We start from the raw sequence: 17,348 nt of genomic DNA, 5'->3' as shown, positions 1-17,348 counted from the left end.
GGAAGTTTGCCATGTTAAGTAGAACTGCCTCGGATCTGTATTGGATGTCGCGTTACCTGGAGCGAGCGGAAAACCTCGCACGGATGCTCGATATCAGTTATTCGCTGTCGCTGATGCCGCAAGACGGCCGCGGCGATGGTCTGCACGAACTGGCCATGCCGCTGTTGATCACCGGCACACTCGACGATTATCTGGAGCGTCACGGCGCGCTGCATGCCGAACGATTGCTGCACTTTTTCGCCCTCGATGCCGCCAATCCGGCGAGCATCTACAGCTGTCTGGGCGCGGCGCGGGCCAGCGCTCACGCGGTACGTGGACGAATAACGGCTGACATGTGGGAAAACATCAACGCCACTTGGCTGGAGATTCGCGGGATCGCCGAACAGGGGCTGAGCCGCTATGGCATGAGCCGTTTCTGCGAATGGATCAAGGAGCGTTCACACCTGTTCCGTGGGGCGTCCTACGGCACGATCATGCGCAACGATGCGTTTCGCTTCATTCGCTTGGGGACCTTTATCGAGCGCGCGGACAACACCTTGCGCCTGCTCGATGCCCGCTACGAAATGGCGGGTGATCAGGCCGAAGCGGTCAGTGACGGCACTGCTCACGCCTACTATCAGTGGAGTGCTTTGCTCAGGGCTTTGTCGTCGTTTGAGGCCTACACCGAAATCTATCGCGATGCGCCGGGGGCGCGACATGTTGCCGAGTTGCTGCTGTTGCGCGCAGATGTGCCGCGTTCACTGCGTGCCTGCACCGAAGAGATCGATCAGATTCTCGCGCAGTTGCCCGGGGCCAACGGTCGGCCGGCACAACGCCTGGCCGCAGAAATGGACGCACGCCTGCGTTACACCGGCATCAACGAAATCCTCGAGGAAGGCCTGCACGCCTGGCTGACCGAATTCATCCCGCTGGTGCGCCAGTTGGGTAACGCCATTCACAGTTCCTACCTGGAGGCTGCATGAGACTTTCCATTAGCCACGAGACCACCTATCACTACGAAGATCAGGTGCGGGCGAGCATCCAGTACCTGCGGCTGACACCCCATGACAGCGAGCGTCAGCACGTATTGAGCTGGCAACTCGACCTGCCGCGCCCGGTGCGTGCGCAACTCGATCCGTTCGGCAACATCCTGCATGTACTGACCATGGACGAGCCGCACGAAGCGATCATCATCGGCGCCCGTGGTCAGGTGGATATCGATGAGTTGCGCGAGGCAGAGCACGAGAGCCAGTCCGCGTTACCGTTTCTGCGTTTTACTCGACTGACCGAGGCCGACGAGGCGCTGCGTGCGTTCGCCGAAAAAAACTGCAAGCAACGTCGCGACCGCACGGCGTTGATCGATTTGATGCATGGCTTGAACCAGCACATGACGTACACGCCGGGTTCCACTGAAGTGGATACCAGCGCCGCCGAGGCGTTCGCTGGCCGCTCAGGCGTTTGTCAGGATCACGCCCACGCGTTCCTGGCCTGCGCGCGTAGCCTGGGAATCCCGTCGCGGTATGTGTCGGGTTATTTGTACAGCGAGGATTGTGAACATCTGGCCAGCCATGCCTGGGCTGAGGCGTGGCTGGATGACGCCTGGTACAGCTTTGACGTGACCAATCAACTGGCGCGCCCTGAGCGACATCTTAAGCTGGCGGTGGGGCTGGATTATCTGGACGCCTGCCCGGTGCGCGGGATGCGCCGTGGTGGCGGGTGTGAGCAGATGCATGCGAAGGTGTTCGTGTCGCCGACGCCGGTGCCGGTTGTCTCCGTGCAACAGCAATAGGATTCGGGATGCCGCAAACGCTGGCAACCCAGCTTCCACAGGTTATGCGCTGATTTTGAATCAGCATTGATCCTGCGGGAGCAGGCTTGCTCGCGAAGAGATCAGTACCGACAACACAAGGCTCAGGGCTTAACCTTGCGCCCAGCCATGTGCTGCAGATACCCGATCAGCATTTGCAAATCCTGGTCGGGCAACACCTCAACTGAAAACCCCGGCATCTTCGCCTGCGGCCACTGACGCAAACTTTGCGGGTCACGAATGTAGCGTTTGAGGAAGTCCGCGCCGAAATACTCGGTCGGGTTAAACGGAATATTCAGATCCGGCCCGAACTGCGCATCTCCCGCACCATTCAATCGGTGGCACGCCAGACAATTTTTCTGAAACAGCGCAAAACCCTGATTCACCGGATCATCGGCTTTCAGCGCAGGGTCAGGCAGCAGGGCAGGGAAGCGTTCGGCCACCGGCGCCATGCGCTTGATGCTTGCCACTTCGAACGGCCATTGCTCCGGGCTGATATTTCCCGCTTGTGGATCGGTCCACACCAGATAGAACGGCCCGGCGCTGTGCTTGCCCTCGGACAGAGGTGGCCATGGTTGGGCCGGATCTTCGATCGCCAGCCATGCGCGCGCGCCTTTGGTGCCGAGCAAGGGCGCAGCAGCCAGTTCGGCGGCAAACCCATCGAGTGCCACTGCTTGCAAGTGATCGTCGGGTTTGATCCCCGTGAGCAAACTAGCCATGGGCACGGCGCGATAGGTCATGTCCTTCTTGTAGGACACATCATTTTTGATCGTGAGGGTTTGTACTTGAGGATGTTTGAGCAACTCCTCGGTCTGCCAGGTGCGGCTGATTTGGCCAAGCCGCAGATCCAGTTGTGCCGCAGCCAAAGGCATGCTCAACAGCAATGCCAAGAACACAATAAGCGCTTTCAAATGATCGTCATCATTGTTGTGGGAGTGCGCAAAGGTTGGCACAAACACGCCGGCCCGGGTAGCGGGCCAGTCACATGTTTAGTGGCGACAAGCCGCGCCTGACGCTTGAGTTCAACCGATGACCCTGGTCAGGTTCGGCAAAATCAACAACAGCGTCGTGGCGAAAAGAATGAGTCCTGCTTGACGAACTTTCGGTTGTTTGAACATGGCTTGACCGCCTTTATTGTTATTTCCTGATGCTTGCCTGCATATCCATGACGGCAAGCGCTGCACATCCTGTTGAAGCACGCCTGCCCCGGCAAAACCCGACGACCATGACGTACTTGTCTTACATTAGGGCTCGCGTCACGCTTGGCTTAGACCCATTTCATATGTAGTTCATGTCGGTAGCGATTAAAAAGGCATGAGGCTTATTGCCAGCTTCTTTGCCGCCCGCTTGCTAGACAACTCGCCGACCTGAACCGGTTCACCCGGCGGCTGATGACCGTCCGTCTGAGCGTGTGCGTCAAGCGTATTGAGCGCTGGGGTCATTGAATCCGTAGGCGCTCGGGTCAAGAGTGAAGGCACAAGAAATCACTCACCGCACAGGTTCGAGGACGTCATGACCCAAGCTTTGATTTTCGATGCGTTACGCACGCCCCGCGGCAAAGGCAAGGCCGATGGCGCACTGCACAGCGTCAAACCGGTGAATCTGGTGGCCGGCCTGCTGAGTGCTTTGCAAGAGCGAACCTCGCTGGACACCCGCCAGGTCGATGATGTCGTACTCGGCTGCGTCACGCCGATGGGTGATCAAGGCGCTGACATTGCTAAAACGGCCGTGCAGGTGGCCGATTGGGACGTGAGCGTGGCGGGCGTGCAGATCAACCGCTTCTGCGCTTCGGGGCTGGAAGCGGTGAACCTCGGCGCCATGAAAGTGCGCTCGGGTTTTGAAGACCTGGTGGTGGTCGGGGGCGTTGAATCGATGTCGCGTGTGCCGATGGGCAGCGATGGCGGTGCCTGGGCGCTGGATCCGCAGACCAACCTGCACAGCCACTTCACGCCGCAGGGCGTTGGTGCCGATCTGATCGCCACCCTCGAAGGCTTCAGTCGCCAGGACGTCGATGCCTACGCGTTGCACTCGCAACAGAAAGCGGCGCGGGCCAGAGCTGATGGTTCGTTCAATAAGTCGCTGGTGCCCGTTCAGGATCAGAACGGCATCATCCTGCTTGATCACGATGAGTTCATTCGTGCCGAATCGACTCTCGAAGGGCTGGGCAAACTCAAGCCGAGTTTCGAAATGATGGGCCTGATGGGCTTCGACGCCACGGCGCTGCGGGTCTACAGCCATGTCGAGCGGATCAACCATGTACACACACCCGGCAACAGTTCCGGCATTGTCGACGGCGCGGCGCTGATGCTGATCGGCTCCGAAGCCAAGGGCCGGGCGCTGGGCCTGCAGCCTCGGGCGCGAATTGTCGCCACGGCGGTTACCAGCACTGATCCGACCATCATGCTCACCGGCCCCGCGCCGGCCACCCGCAAGGCGTTGGCCAAAGCGCGATTGCGTGTAGAGGAAATCGATCTGTTCGAGGTCAACGAAGCGTTTGCGTCGGTGGTTCTGAAATTCATCAAGGACATGGCCGTCGATCCGGACAAGGTCAACGTCAACGGCGGCTCCATCGCCATGGGCCACCCACTGGGCGCCACCGGTTGCGCGATCCTCGGCACCTTGCTCGATGAACTGGAAGCCCGACGCCTGCGCTATGGCCTGGCGACGCTGTGCGTCGGCGGCGGCATGGGCATTGCCACCATCATCGAACGACTCTGAGCCCCGAATTCAAGGAACTTGTTATGAGCGAAGCCATTCGTTACGAAAAAGGCCAGGACGGGATCGTCGTGCTGACCATCGACATGCCGGGCCAGAGCGCCAACACCATGAACGCCCTCTATCGCGAGGCTATGGCCGCTTGCGTCGCCCGGCTTGTCACTGAAAAAGACCGCATTGCTGGCGTCATCATCACCTCGGCGAAGAAAACCTTCTTTGCAGGTGGCGACCTCAATGAGCTGATCAAGGTCGGTAAGCCAGAAGCCAAAGCGTTCTACGACATGGTGCTGTCCCTCAAGGGGCAATTGCGCACTCTGGAAACCTTGGGCAAACCGGTGGTTGCGGCGATCAACGGTGCGGCGCTCGGTGGCGGCTGGGAAATCTGCCTGGCTTGTCATCATCGCGTCGCTTTGGATGACGCGTCGGTGCAACTCGGTTTGCCGGAAGTCACCCTCGGCCTGCTGCCGGGTGGCGGCGGGGTCGTGCGCATGGTGCGAATGCTTGGTATCGAGAAGGCGCTGCCTTATCTGCTGGAGGGTAAAAAAGTGCGTCCGCAGCAAGCGTTGCAAGCCGGTTTGATTGATGAGCTGGCGGCGAATCGCGATGAACTGCTGGCCAAGGCACGCGCCTGGATTGTCGCCAATCCGGAGGCGGTACAGCGCTGGGACGTCAAGGGGTACCAGATTCCCGGCGGTACGCCGTCGAACCCGAAAGTGGCGCAGATGCTGGCAATTGCGCCGTCAATACTGCGGACGAAAACCCAAGGCACGCTGCCAGCGCCGGAAAAGATTCTGTGTGCGGCGGTTGAAGGCGCTCAGGTGGATTTCGATACCGCGCATCTGATCGAAACCCGCTATTTCACCGAGCTGACCACGGGGCAGATTTCGAAAAACCTGATCGGCACGTTCTGGTTTCAGCTCAATGAGATCAATGCCGGTGGGTCGCGGCCGCAGGGGCTTGCGCCGTATAAAACGCAGAAAGTCGGCGTACTCGGTGCGGGGATGATGGGCGCCGGGATCGCTTTTGTCAGCGCCTCGGCGGGCATTGACGTGGTGCTCAAGGACATCAACCTGACCGCGGCCGAGAAGGGCAAAGCGCATTCGGCGGCGCTGCTGGACAAAAAAGTCGCCCGCGGGCAAATGAGTGCTGAACAGCGCGAAGCGGTGCTGACGCGGATTCATGCCACTGAAACCGATGTCGACCTGGCGGGTTGTGATCTGATCATCGAAGCGGTATTCGAGGATCGCGAACTCAAAGCGCAGGTGTCTTCGGCAGCTCAGAAGGTTGTTGGCGCTGATGCCGTGATCGCTTCCAATACTTCAACCTTGCCGATCACCGGTCTGGCGAGTGCCGTCCCCGATCAGAGCAAATTCATCGGCCTGCACTTCTTCAGCCCTGTGGAGAAAATGCCGCTGGTGGAAATCATCAGAGGCGCGCAGACCAGCGACGAAACCCTCGCCCGTGGTTTTGATTTCGTACTGCAAATCAAGAAAACGCCGATTGTGGTCAACGACAGTCGCGGCTTCTTCACGTCGCGCGTGTTCGGCACCTTCACCAATGAAGGCATCGCCATGCTCGGTGAAGGCGTAAGCGCAGCGATGATCGAGACTGAAGCGCGCAAGGCCGGTATGCCGGTCGGGCCTCTGGCGATATCTGACGAAGTTTCCCTCAGCCTGATGAGCCATATCCGCCAACAAACGGCCAAAGACCTGCAAGCTGAAGGGAACCCGCTGATTGAGCACCCGGCCTTCGCCGTGATTGATTTGCTGCTCAACGAATACAAGCGCCCCGGCAAAGCGGCTGGCGGCGGTTTTTATGATTATCCGGCCGGTGGACAGAAGCATTTGTGGCCGCAACTCAAGACCCGTTTCGAGAAGGCTGATGGGCAGATCTCGCCGAAGGATGTACGTGACCGTCTGTTGTTCGTGCAGGCCATCGAAACCGTGCGCTGTGTGGAGGAGGGTGTGCTGACCTCAACGGCGGACGCCAATATTGGTTCGATCTTTGGCATTGGTTTTGCGGCGTGGACCGGTGGTGCGTTGCAATTCATCAATCAATACGGGGTGAAAGACTTCGTTGCCCGTGCGCAGTATCTGGCGGAGCAATATGGCGAGCGTTTTGCACCACCGGCGTTGTTGTTGGAGAAGGCTGCGAAAGGCGAGCTGTTTTAAGTGATGGGGAGAAGGCTGCGGGGCTTGCCTTGTCTGGGTGATTCAGGGCAGGCTCTGGGTGTTCATTATTCCCATCATGTGTCAGGTATTTTTTATGTCGCTACGCATCTGCATTCTGGAAACCGACATCCTGCGTCCGGAACTGGTCGATCAATATCAGGGTTACGGGCAGATGTTTCAGCGCCTGTTCTCGCAGCAACCGATCGCCGCCGAGTTCGCCGTCTACAACGTGATGCAGGGCGAATACCCGAGCGACGACCTGACGTTCGATGCGTACCTGGTCACCGGCAGCAAGGCTGATTCCTTCGGTACCGACCCGTGGATTCAAACCCTCAAGCAATACCTGCTGAGCCGCTACGAACGTGGCGACAAACTGCTCGGTGTGTGCTTTGGCCACCAACTGCTGGCACTGCTGCTGGGTGGCAAGAGCGAACGCGCGGCTCAGGGGTGGGGCGTTGGTACCCACAACTACAAACTCGCGGCCAGGGCGCCGTGGATGAACCCGGTGCGTGAGGAACTCACACTGCTGATCAGCCACCAGGATCAGGTGACGGCGCTACCGGAAAACGCCACGGTCATCGCTTCCAGCGACTTCTGCCCGTTTGCGGCGTACCACATCAATGATCAGGTGCTGTGCTTCCAGGGCCATCCGGAATTCATTCACGATTATTCGCGTGCGCTGCTCGAACTGCGTCAGGACGCGTTGGGTACGCAGATTTACAGCAAAGGCGTGGCCAGCCTTGAGCAGGAGCATCATGGCGCTACGGTCGCGGAGTGGATGATGCGCTTTGTGGCGCACAAGCCAGAAGCTAAAGCTGTTTAAAATCTGACGCGGCATCTGTGGTAAGGGAGCATTCCCTTACCACAGCACTACAACCAGCCTGATTTCTTGAAACTTGCCCACAAACTCACACATCCCACCGTAATAAACCCCAGAACACCGAAGTAACCGTAGTGCCAGCTCAACTCGGGCATGTTCTGAAAATTCATCCCGTAGATCCCCGCCACTGCCGTCGGGAACGCCAGAATCGCGGCCCACGCCGCAAATTTGCGCTGCACCACGCTTTGTCTTGACGCTTCAAGCAATACACCGACTTCGATGGTCTGGCTGGCGATTTCCGCCAGTGTAGTCAGGTCTTCCATCTGTCTTGTGACATGGATTTGCACATCGCGGAAGTACGGGCGCATGTTCTTGTCGATAAACGGAAAGCTCAGTCGTTGCAGTTCTTCGCCGATTTCCACCATCGGCGCCGCGTACCGGCGCAGGCGCACTACGTCGCGGCGCAATCCATGAAGCCTTTGAATGTCGTGTTCGTTCAGCGCACTGCACAGCACATTGCGCTCAAGTTCATCAATTTCGGCATGGATCGCCTCGCCTACGGGCTGGTAGTTCTCGATCACAAAGTCGAGTAGCGCATAGAGGACGAAGTCTTCTCCATGCTCCAGCAACAGTGGGCGTGCTTCACACCGTTGACGGACATGGGCGTACGACGCCGAGTGGCCGTTGCGCGCGGTAATGATGTAGCCCTTGCCGGCGAAGATGTGGGTTTCGATGAATTGCAAAATCCCGTGTTCACGGATTGGCGAGTAAGTCACGATAAACAACGCGTCGCCAAAGGTTTCCAGTTTTGGCCGGCTGTGTTTTTCCAGAGCATCTTCGATGGCCAGTTCGTGCAGGTTGAACTGGCGTTGCAGGTTGGACAATTCCTGTGCGTTCGGCTCTTCGAGGCCGATCCAGACAAAGTGGCCGGTTTTGGCGGCCCAGGCGGCGCCTTCATCAAGGGTAATATTGGTGACTTTCTTACCCGCGCTGTACACCGCGGCAGCAACAACTCGACCCATGGTGGTGGTTCACTTCTTCTTGGCAGATGACAGGGATTGCACGGCTTCAGCTTAGCCGTGTCGCTGCTTGAGAGTCAGTGAAATCAGCACAGTTCACCGCATAAAAGAAAACCCGCACGGGGCGGGTTTATTTGGTCAGGCGGCTTGCAGTTGCCGATCCATCGATTCGATGCATTCGCGCATTTGCTCGCGGCACTGGCTGATGAGCATGGGCATGTCGTCCATGGTCAGTCCAGCGGTAGGAATTGCCGGCAACGAGCGTATGAGAACTTTCCCGCTGCGCCAGCGATTCAAACGCATGTGCCTGATGTAGCTGCTGACACACACTGGAACGATCGGTACGCCCGCGGCAATCGCCATCTGGAACGCGCCTTTCTTGAACGGCAACAGTTCTTCACCGAGGTTACGCGTGCCCTCCGGGAACACCCAGATCGACGTGTCTTCGTTCTGCAAGGTATGCGTGGTGGTGAGCATTGACTGGCGCGCTTTGTGCGCATTGCCACGGTCAATCAAAACGTTGCCGGCCAGCCAGAACAATTGCCCGAACAGCGGCACCCACTTCAGGCTCTTCTTGCCGATGCAGACGGTGCGGCGCGGCACGACATTGCCGAACACGAACAAATCATAGTTGGATTGATGATTGGCGATGATCACGCAACTGTCAGGCTTGCTCATCAAGCCGCTGACGTCGGACTTCACTCGCAGACGCAAAATGCACATCGCCGGCAAGGCGTAGAGGCGGGCGCATAAACGGCTGTTGTCCGGATTGAATGGGCGGCACAACCCGAGGATCACCCCCAGCACGCCGGCTAAAATAAAGTGCAGGCTCATCAATAACATACGAAACACGAACAGCATTTTAAGGCCCCACCGGCACAAAAGGTGGCGCAGTGTACGGATGTGCACTGTTTTCGGCAATTGCCGCTATAGAGGCAGGAGATAGGCGATGTTTAAGCGCATGTTTCGGATTTGTTTGTCAGACGCGTCCTAGAGCAGCCGTGGCGCTTTCAACGGAGCTTGCAGGAAAAAGCCCGACACGACGGCCGGGCTTTTCTTCAATGCTGGAACCGGGTGATTAACCCAGATGCTCCTGATCCTGGATGATGGCGTTATCCAGGGTTTCCAGCAGAGCCTTACGCACCTTCAGCTTGGTGTTTTTGTGCGCAGTCATGTTGATCTTCTTCAACTGACGCGCGGCAGCGAGTGCGGCACCTTGCAACTCCTCGGCGCAAACCACCTTGTCGAGGAAACCGGCATCCACAGCGCTTTTCGGATCAAACATCTCACCGTTGATCACCGAACGGTGGAATGCCGAACGACGCAGTCGATCACGAGCCAGTTCGATACCGGCGTGGTGCATGGTCATGCCGATCTGCACTTCGTTCAGACCAATGCTGAATGGGCCATCGACGCCGATGCGGTAGTCGGCGGACAACAGAATGAAGGCACCCTTGGCCACGGCATGACCCGGGCAAGCGACGATCACCGGGAACGGGTGAGAGAGCAGACGGCGAGCCAACGTCGAACCTGCGGTCACCAGCGACACGGCTTCTTTAGGGCCAGCGGTCATCACCTTCAGGTCATAACCACCCGACAGAATGCCCGGCTGACCGGTAATGATCACGATGGCACGATCAGTCACAGCCTGATCCAGCGCCGCATTGAACGCCGCAATCACGTCCGGGGAAATGGCATTGACCTTGCCGTTGCTCAAGGTCAGGGTCGCGATACCGTCTTCGAGGTGGTAGGAAATCAGGTCGCTCATCTTGTGTTCCTTTTGTTTTTAGTTGGCTGAAGCCCATATTTTTAAAGGGCTTTATTGATTTGAGATTGTGGTTTTCTTGTGGTGTTTCTTGGCGAAGTGTCCACAAAGTGTCCACGGTCGCCGGCGAGAGGGTTCAAATTGACCACCTCCGCAAGGTGGCCGGGGCTGAAGTGGGCATAACGAATTGTCATTTCCAGCGTTGAATGTCCAAGCACCCGCTGTAAGGTGAGGATATCCCCACCGTTCATCATGTAATGGCTTGCGAAGGTATGACGCAAAACATGCGTAACCTGGCCCTTCGGCAACCCTAGTTCTATCTCGTTGACGACGTCCGCAAAGGTGTACCAGGTTTCCCGATAAGACGACTTGAACGGCATACAGTTTGTAAGCATCTTCTCTAGCGCCGGTGCGATCGGGACAGTGCGGTTTTTAGCCGACTTCGTTCGAGTGAAGTGAATCCGGCCATCCCTCACCTGGCCCGGCTCCAGATTTGCCGCTTCCGCCCAACGTGCACCAGTTGAAAGGCAGACGCGTGCGATGACACCGACGTCTGACGTTTCTTTATCCAGCCTTGTCAGTAACAACGATATTTGCTCGCTGGATAGATACGCCATCTCGCTTTGATCGAATTTCAGTGCCCGAACCTTGGACAGCGGGTTTTCGCCAGACCACTCACCCAGCCGTTCCAGCTCATTGAACACTGCACGTAGATAACTCAGTTCGTGGTTTGCCGTGTTCGCTGTGATTGGCGTCGTTGCACCGTTCCGCTTACCAGCCTCATCTACTTTTGCGCGACCCCATTTACCGGCAAGTCGATCTGATCGGTATTGGGTGAAGCTGCTCGCGGTGAAGTCAGTAGCTCGCGGATCACCAAGGTTTTTGACCATGCGCTCAAGAAAAGCTAGGCATTTCTCACCTTGTTTGAGGTGACAGCCGTGAAGCTTGAACCAGAGAGACACTAGATCGGAAAGTCGGCGCTCGTCTCGTTTAGGCTTTTTTTCAAACTCGCCCTTGGCGCCGTCTCCCATCAACCGTCGTTCGAAAATCATTGCCTCATTTTTGGTTCTGAGTTTTTTTCGAACGCGTGCGCCTGCGCGTCCATCCGGCCGACAGTCCACGAGCCATTCGCCAGACTCAAGCTTCTTTATTGACATAAGTCACACACAGACCGGGTGGCAAACACGCACGAAACAATCCTTGTCGCAGGTTAGGCGGGCGGGCAGGGGTACTAGCCGATGACAGGGCTTATCTGACCCGCTTCAGGTGCAACCTCATCAGTCACTAGCCACAGCGCGTATTTTTTGAACCTCGGGTGCATGGTGACCTTCAGCAACTCGACCGAGCTGACTGATTTGCTGCGTCCGTACTCATAGCCCTTCCAAGTGTCCATTTTGACGCCGGTGAGTTCGCAAATTTCAGTTTGTGTCAGTCGCTCTGTCAGCCGCACTTCCTTGAGCTTGCTTCCTAAATCCATGACGACCCCTTGATTTTGTGTATTTACATACATATTCTGTGGGTGCAGATACATATCTGCTGCATATATACCCATGGAGCTTATCAAATGCAGATCACGATCGACACGCCCTACACCACTGTCAGAGAGCTGGCCCGGCGCTCCGGCCAATCCGAACGAGCCATCCGGAACGAAATCGAGCGTGGCCGGATCCTCATTCGTGAAAAGAACGAAGGTTCCAAGGAAGCAGTGCTGATCAACATGCTTGCACTGGCTATTGAAGCGGCTCAGCAAGCAGAGCGCGTCATGTCCGCCTCGGCTAAGCGCTGAGGGGCGGCCAATGCAATTCGAAGACATCTACCGTCTAGAAGTGGTCGAAGCCCTGGAGCATGACCACGAACTGGATTTCAAAGACATTGGCGCCACCTACTTTCAAAAAGGTGTTTGCCCAGGCTGCGGCGAACGCACCCTGTACATCGCCCGTAAGCAGCCCTACCAGCTCAAGTGCAACCGCTTGAACCAATGCCAGTTCGAGGAAAAAACTCGGGAGCGCTACAGCCACCTGTTCGAAAACCTCAGCGAGCGATTCCCTCGTACCGAACTGAATCCAAACGCGACGGCCGACGCTTACCTACAGCGTAATCGCGGCTTTGATATCGGCAAGATGAAAGGCTGGTACGAACAAGGCCGCCGCCCGATGAAGGACGGCCAATGGGCTGACACGGTTCGTTTCCCGCTGTGCAACGGTTATTGGGAACGCATCATTGACGCCACCATGGTCGCGGCCAACGAGGGCAACAAAGCCGGCATCAAAAAGGGGATGGACTACAAAGGCGGCTGCTGGATACCGCCGGGCATGACGATCGAGCCGGGCGACACCGTCTATATCGTGGAGGGCATTTTTCACGCCATCGCTTTGTTCCTTGCCGGTTACAAGGCCGTCGCCTCAATCTCGGCCAATAACTTTCCCTGGAGCCTGGTCGAGGAACACAAGGGCAAGAAAGTCCGGTGGGTCATCGCCTTGGACGACGACGCGGCCGGCCACTCCGTCATTCCGAAATACCGTAGCCAACTGCATGCCAAAGACGAAAAGGCCTGGGTGGCGCTCGCCGGTGCAGATCGCGACTGGGACGACGTATACCGCGATGGCCAACTCAATGAAGAATTCATGCTGGAAGCCTGTTATCAGGGGCGCTTGTTCGTCGCTGTCAGCTCAGCCAAAAAAGCGTTTCTGCTCTATCTCAAGCGGCCGCGCAGCTTCTTCCTGGTGGAGTTTCAGAACCGTCTCTATTCGGCAAAGATCAACACCGACGAACTGAACAAGGATCTGGACGGCGACACGGTGAACGGCCACTGGCCGAAATTCGAAAAGCACTGCGACATGAAGCAGGTGGCCAACTGTGTTCCGCACTTTGAATACATCCAGCGCGATGCCCTCAGTGGTGATCAGCAGTTCTTCTTCCAATTCAATTTCCCGAATGCGGCACAGAACTGCAAAGAGCCTCTGGCGCCCAACTCAATTGGTGACCCGCGCAGCTTCGCCAAATCGCTACTGGAGCGCACACCTGGCGGCAACTTCGAAGGTGGAGAGAAGGTGCTGGCCATGTTGCGCAGCAAGTGGCTCGACAACGCGCTGACAGTTCGATCGCTGCCCTTTGTCGGCTATGACGCATCAAGCAAGACGTACTGCTTTCAGAAGTTCGGTTATCACAAGGGTCGCGAGTACCTAGCCAACAACCACGGTTATCTTGAGGTCGGGAAAGTCGGCCTGAAAACGTCGCTCAATAGCCTGTCGATCATCCGCGGATCTGGCTTCGATCCGGGTTGGTTTTCCGATTTCTTCGCAGTGCATCACCTGAACGGACTCGCGGCATTGTCGTGGTGGACTGCCACACTGTTCGTGCAACAGATCCGTACCAAACAGGAGTCGTGGCCTTTCCTGGAGCTGACAGGCGATGCCGGTGCCGGCAAGTCCAGCTTGCTGCGTTTCCTTTGGCGGTTGGTCGGTCGCTCCAACTTCGAAGGCATCAAGCCCAACAGTGACGGCGCCAGTGCGATCGGCCTGACCCGTGCACTGTCCCAAGTGAGCAATCTTCCGGTGGTGCTTATCGAGTCTGATAGCCAGGTCGTCGACGCCCAAGGGCGCACGGTCGTCAGCCAGTACAACTGGGAAAAATGGAAAGCCCTGTTTGACCACAACGCCACGCTAAGAACGGTCGGAGTTAAGTCCTCGAGTAACGACACTGACAGCCTGATCTTTCTCGCAGCCCTGTGCATTGCTCAGAACGCCAGTGTTGAAGGCTCAGAAGCAATCCTGACCCGTATTTGTCATTTCCATGCGAACAGGGCGCACCACACCCCTGCGTTGAAAGTTCTGGCCACACGCCTCAACGGTATTGCCGTCGAGCAATTAGCCGGCTACCTGGGCCACTGCATAGGGCAGGAATCCGCCTGGCTCCAGCGCTACTTCGACGCCTTTCCCGAATACGAGCAACGTCTACAAGCAAACCCGGCGCTTCAGCACCAGCGGATTGTTCTGTGCCACGCGCAAATGATGGCCGCAGCGAAAGCCACTCAGACGCTCTTTCCGGACTGGAGCGGCGAAACTCTGGAACAAGTAATCAAGCACATCGAACGCCGCGCCATCGATCGACAGCAGCGCGTCAGCATTGAGAACCCAACAGCCGGGCGCTTCTGGCAGATCTATCACTACCTGAACGAGCGTGTGGTTTCGATCAGCGATGATGCCGGCGATCGCGATATCACTCAGGAAACGCTCAACCACAGCGCCGACAAAGACCTGATCGCCATCAACATCGAACACTTCCACAACGCCTGTCGCCTCGCTGGCCAAGAGGTCATCCATGCGACGCAGCTACACCGTGCGCTGCCGCTCAGCACCACACACACCTTCATCGAGACTCGCAAAGTCCGGTCGGTCATCGAGAAACGATCGCTCAACTGCTGGATGTTCCGGAAGGGGAGTAAATCGTGATGAACGTCGTTGGGGGAAAGACATGCGTATGGGGGTGTACCCGTGTTTTTAAGCAAATGCGTGTGTGCCCACTGATTGGGTGGAACATCTGGAACATTAATATCTATAAGAAAAATATCTATAAAAAACAGATAGATAACAAGCATCAGCCCACCACCACAGACCGGAACACGCTGGAACACACCGGAACAACTTTCCAATGGCTGTTCCAGAAGTGTTCCACCGTGGCCATTTGCCGGAACACCTCGCAAACGCCCGTCGTTCAAGGGCTACAGCGATTTTCAAGAAAAAGCTGTTCCGCAATGTTCCGGCTAAACGTTCCACCCAAGCACCACGCTGAAAGCCCCGTAATCCTTGGGCTGCCGGCCATCCACTTTTAATTGTTCCGGATGTTCCGGGGGACGCCGGGGCACACGCGACATTTTTTTCAGGCGCGGCCTGATCCAACCAGCAAAACAAGGAGCAACACCATGCAAGTACAAGTCATCACTGGCGACCGAGCCACAGGCAAAACCACCCAACTGCTCGCCATTCAAGCCGAACTGAAAGCGCAAGGCATAGAGGCGCCAATCCTCGTCGGCCAGCAGTGGACTACCCCGTACTTCGTGAACCTGATCGCAGAGAAAGCAATGGCCGGTGCCAAGCAATTCCTGGCCGACGACTGCACCCAGTTCCAGATCAAAGCCGCGATGAATCTGCAAGCCCAGGGCATTCACTCCGGAATCCCATCTGATTTTGTGGTTCACCTGGTGCGCCAAGCGTAAGGAGGGGGCAGCAATGATTATTCGCTTCGTAGCCAACACCCTGCCCGGCGAGCTGCCGTTACCGAGCAGCTACGTCGACCAGCGCTCACCGGAGGATCTGGCCGAGCTGGCAGCGGCTGCACATTGGAGGGATCACCCGGAGGACACGCCGACGTTCGTCACGATCGTGCATATGCGCGATGTGGATGGGCATGACCTGGGATTGTTTGAAGTGCGCTGTGAACAGCGCCCGGTATTTACGGCAAGCCAATTGCGGCAAGCGTGAGAGAGACGGTGTCGAGGAGTTGCAGCTCCCCGACACCAACCACCACAAGAGGAGCAACACCATGCAAGCACAGCACCCAAGCAGCAGCGACAACAAGGCTATCACACCGGCGGAGCAAGGCAGCGTCACCTTTAAGCCACCTCGCCCGTTATTGGCAACGGCGATGATCGGCGCCGCCTTGATCGGCTACCTGGTTCACAAAACCCCAGACGCCCGGCAGCTTCTCGAAAGCCTCGCGGCAATGGCACAACAGCTTGGCGACCTTTCTGACCGTGACGCCGACGTTTTAGCGCAGTTGCTCGCCAAACCAGTAGCACCACAACAGAAAGGAGTTACAGCATGCTGATCGACGGCCAGTTTGTTGCAGTAAGCGAAACAGCGTATGACAACGCTCGAAAACAAGCGGAGTTGCCCACAGATTTTCACCTGGTGGAAGCCACCGCGCTACTCCACCACGACACAGGGAACGGCATTGCACAAATCCATTTGCCAGAAGGGCTTGTGGTTGCCGCTTTCGAAGATTCGCAGGGACATCGTCGATACGGGGTTGTGAGCCTACTGATGCCTCGCAATAAAACGTAATAATTTTAGCGGCTAAAGTCGCACTGAATTAATGGTTCACAAGGGCGCTATGGCGCCCTTTTTCTTTGCCTAAAAAACCAGTCGCAGTCTCTATCACTGTTGTTTCTTGACATACATGAAAATATACTTATATGCAAATCATGCAGGCCGCACCCAGCAGCACAAAAAATCAAATTAGATAAAAACAACGCAAGAGTTTATCTATACAAAACCGGTAGCGGAGAGCCTGAACTAATAAACACTAGCCAAGAGACGAGTAAACACATCTGTATCGATGTAATCGCTCATACATGAAACTACAAAATCATGCATGCTTCAGTGAACTAATGGCCTTTTGCAATGTCACACAGAACCCCAGTCTGCTTGGCCTACCGGCTGAGTCAGGATTTTATAGCGAGAGCTTTTGGGTGAGGTACATAGTTCAAAAAGCCTCCAAAATACTATTTGACAATCTATTTTTTAAATCCGTAAAGTGCGCCGCAATTTGATCCGCCCAGCATGGAGCCGAAGTAATGGACGAGCGCGTAATCATCAACACAAGAGACGTTTTAGAAGAAGTCGCGAAAGTAATAATGTCGTTAAGTGTGTCAGTCGGTGCTCGACCACTGAACGAAGAGGAAAGCGGCGGTGTTGTAGCGACCATGACTTGGAGTCATGGTCGATTACTGGAATGTTCTAAAGAACTAGGAGAGTTGTTTAATCAGGTAGGCAATGAACTAAGCTGATCAAATAACTGACGTTGCTGAGCAATCGGCATTTCCCGTAGTCGGTCGAAAATCAACTGGTCGACCGACTGAGCAGAAGGACGCAAAGGGTGTGAATAGGTAAGGCTCATCACGAATGTATGCCCGCAACGTGGGTTGAGGCACTGGCAGTACAGCTTTGCATATTCCACATTCATGTTTTCCCGCGAGCCAATCCGAGCCTTACCCCCACAGTCTCTACAAGTGATCCGCATTGCGCCCCTTCCCAATGGTGTATGTACATACACTATTCTACGTGAAGCAGCC

General features: G+C 56.4%; 20 protein-coding genes. 12 read left to right on the top strand and 8 right to left on the bottom strand.

What is annotated here, in order from left to right:
• Nucleotides 1–11 precede the first annotated feature (11 nt).
• Both AACY50_RS07445 and AACY50_RS07440 read left to right on the top strand, forming a co-directional pair.
• Nucleotides 12–962 (top strand): alpha-E domain-containing protein, encoded by a 951-nt coding sequence (locus AACY50_RS07445; RefSeq protein ID WP_007914063.1) that lies wholly within the window; start codon nucleotides 12–14, stop codon nucleotides 960–962.
• Entirely contained in the window at nucleotides 959–1,768 is an 810-nt protein-coding gene (locus tag AACY50_RS07440; RefSeq protein ID WP_339538396.1) for a transglutaminase family protein, read from the top strand. The genes AACY50_RS07445 and AACY50_RS07440 overlap by 4 nt, the downstream gene beginning before the upstream one ends.
• A gap of 122 nt (nucleotides 1,769–1,890) precedes the next feature.
• On the opposite strand, the gene AACY50_RS07435 is transcribed toward AACY50_RS07440, so the two are convergent.
• Nucleotides 1,891–2,658: a c-type cytochrome gene (locus AACY50_RS07435; RefSeq protein WP_339433882.1), complete on the bottom strand. Its 768-nt coding sequence runs from the start codon at nucleotides 2,656–2,658 to the stop codon at nucleotides 1,891–1,893.
• A gap of 640 nt (nucleotides 2,659–3,298) precedes the next feature.
• Here AACY50_RS07435 and AACY50_RS07430 point away from each other — a divergent pair.
• The 3 genes from AACY50_RS07430 to AACY50_RS07420 all read left to right on the top strand — a co-directional run bounded on the left by AACY50_RS07430 (nucleotide 3,299) and on the right by AACY50_RS07420 (nucleotide 7,495).
• Nucleotides 3,299–4,504, top strand: a complete 1,206-nt coding sequence (locus AACY50_RS07430; RefSeq protein WP_339433875.1) for an acetyl-CoA C-acetyltransferase — start codon at nucleotides 3,299–3,301, stop codon at nucleotides 4,502–4,504.
• Nucleotides 4,505–4,527: 23 nt separating this feature from the next.
• Nucleotides 4,528–6,672 (top strand): 3-hydroxyacyl-CoA dehydrogenase NAD-binding domain-containing protein, encoded by a 2,145-nt coding sequence (locus tag AACY50_RS07425; protein WP_339538395.1) that lies wholly within the window; start codon nucleotides 4,528–4,530, stop codon nucleotides 6,670–6,672.
• A 94-nt stretch (nucleotides 6,673–6,766) separates the two neighbouring features.
• A complete protein-coding gene (locus AACY50_RS07420) occupies nucleotides 6,767–7,495 on the top strand; it encodes an amidotransferase (RefSeq protein ID WP_339433877.1) in 729 nt (242 codons plus the stop codon).
• A 47-nt stretch (nucleotides 7,496–7,542) separates the two neighbouring features.
• Here the strand turns inward: AACY50_RS07420 and AACY50_RS07415 are convergent, their stop codons facing one another.
• The 5 genes from AACY50_RS07415 to AACY50_RS07395 all read right to left on the bottom strand — a co-directional run bounded on the left by AACY50_RS07415 (nucleotide 7,543) and on the right by AACY50_RS07395 (nucleotide 11,753).
• Nucleotides 7,543–8,514 (bottom strand): magnesium and cobalt transport protein CorA, encoded by a 972-nt coding sequence (locus tag AACY50_RS07415; protein ID WP_339538394.1) that lies wholly within the window; start codon nucleotides 8,512–8,514, stop codon nucleotides 7,543–7,545.
• Between the two features lie 135 nt (nucleotides 8,515–8,649).
• Nucleotides 8,650–9,372 (bottom strand): 1-acylglycerol-3-phosphate O-acyltransferase, encoded by a 723-nt coding sequence (locus tag AACY50_RS07410; protein ID WP_339465576.1) that lies wholly within the window; start codon nucleotides 9,370–9,372, stop codon nucleotides 8,650–8,652.
• A gap of 217 nt (nucleotides 9,373–9,589) precedes the next feature.
• Nucleotides 9,590–10,279, bottom strand: coding sequence for a crotonase/enoyl-CoA hydratase family protein (locus AACY50_RS07405; RefSeq protein ID WP_339538393.1), 690 nt, complete (start codon nucleotides 10,277–10,279; stop codon nucleotides 9,590–9,592).
• 41 nt (nucleotides 10,280–10,320) lie between these two features.
• Nucleotides 10,321–11,328, bottom strand: a complete 1,008-nt coding sequence (locus tag AACY50_RS07400; RefSeq protein WP_339538392.1) for a phage integrase — start codon at nucleotides 11,326–11,328, stop codon at nucleotides 10,321–10,323.
• A gap of 179 nt (nucleotides 11,329–11,507) precedes the next feature.
• Nucleotides 11,508–11,753, bottom strand: coding sequence for a helix-turn-helix domain-containing protein (locus AACY50_RS07395; protein WP_339538391.1), 246 nt, complete (start codon nucleotides 11,751–11,753; stop codon nucleotides 11,508–11,510).
• 87 nt (nucleotides 11,754–11,840) lie between these two features.
• On the opposite strand from AACY50_RS07395, the gene AACY50_RS07390 reads away from it, so the two are divergent.
• Entirely contained in the window at nucleotides 11,841–12,062 is a 222-nt protein-coding gene (locus tag AACY50_RS07390; RefSeq protein WP_339538390.1) for a hypothetical protein, read from the top strand.
• A 34-nt stretch (nucleotides 12,063–12,096) separates the two neighbouring features.
• Here the strand turns inward: AACY50_RS07390 and AACY50_RS07385 are convergent, their stop codons facing one another.
• Nucleotides 12,097–12,294: a hypothetical protein gene (locus AACY50_RS07385; RefSeq protein ID WP_339538389.1), complete on the bottom strand. Its 198-nt coding sequence runs from the start codon at nucleotides 12,292–12,294 to the stop codon at nucleotides 12,097–12,099.
• 213 nt (nucleotides 12,295–12,507) lie between these two features.
• Here AACY50_RS07385 and AACY50_RS07380 point away from each other — a divergent pair, with 213 nt between their 5' ends.
• From AACY50_RS07380 to AACY50_RS07355, 6 genes are all read left to right on the top strand, one after another.
• Nucleotides 12,508–14,727: a toprim domain-containing protein gene (locus AACY50_RS07380; protein ID WP_339538388.1), complete on the top strand. Its 2,220-nt coding sequence runs from the start codon at nucleotides 12,508–12,510 to the stop codon at nucleotides 14,725–14,727.
• 470 nt (nucleotides 14,728–15,197) lie between these two features.
• On the top strand, nucleotides 15,198–15,491 hold the full coding sequence (locus tag AACY50_RS07375) for a hypothetical protein (protein WP_339538387.1): 294 nt from the start codon (nucleotides 15,198–15,200) through the stop codon (nucleotides 15,489–15,491).
• 13 nt (nucleotides 15,492–15,504) lie between these two features.
• Nucleotides 15,505–15,756, top strand: coding sequence for a hypothetical protein (locus tag AACY50_RS07370; protein ID WP_339538386.1), 252 nt, complete (start codon nucleotides 15,505–15,507; stop codon nucleotides 15,754–15,756).
• Between the two features lie 61 nt (nucleotides 15,757–15,817).
• A complete protein-coding gene (locus AACY50_RS07365) occupies nucleotides 15,818–16,102 on the top strand; it encodes a hypothetical protein (protein ID WP_339538385.1) in 285 nt (94 codons plus the stop codon).
• Nucleotides 16,096–16,338, top strand: coding sequence for a hypothetical protein (locus AACY50_RS07360; RefSeq protein WP_339538383.1), 243 nt, complete (start codon nucleotides 16,096–16,098; stop codon nucleotides 16,336–16,338). Before AACY50_RS07365 ends, AACY50_RS07360 begins: the two co-directional genes overlap by 7 nt.
• 512 nt (nucleotides 16,339–16,850) lie before the next feature.
• Complete coding sequence (locus AACY50_RS07355; RefSeq protein ID WP_339538382.1) at nucleotides 16,851–17,063, top strand: hypothetical protein; 213 nt, start codon at nucleotides 16,851–16,853, stop codon at nucleotides 17,061–17,063.
• Here the strand turns inward: AACY50_RS07355 and AACY50_RS07350 are convergent.
• Nucleotides 17,039–17,296 (bottom strand): ogr/Delta-like zinc finger family protein, encoded by a 258-nt coding sequence (locus tag AACY50_RS07350; RefSeq protein ID WP_339495589.1) that lies wholly within the window; start codon nucleotides 17,294–17,296, stop codon nucleotides 17,039–17,041. The two genes, AACY50_RS07355 and AACY50_RS07350, sit on opposite strands and share 25 nt — an antisense overlap.
• Nucleotides 17,297–17,348 lie beyond the last annotated feature (52 nt).

The sequence above is a fragment of the Pseudomonas sp. RA_15y_Pfl2_54 genome, from assembly GCF_963971015.1.
Taxonomy (GTDB): domain Bacteria; phylum Pseudomonadota; class Gammaproteobacteria; order Pseudomonadales; family Pseudomonadaceae; genus Aquipseudomonas; species Aquipseudomonas baetica_A.
The sequence above is the reverse complement of the archived record's forward strand: the minus strand, read 5'-3'. Positions and strand labels throughout refer to the sequence as shown.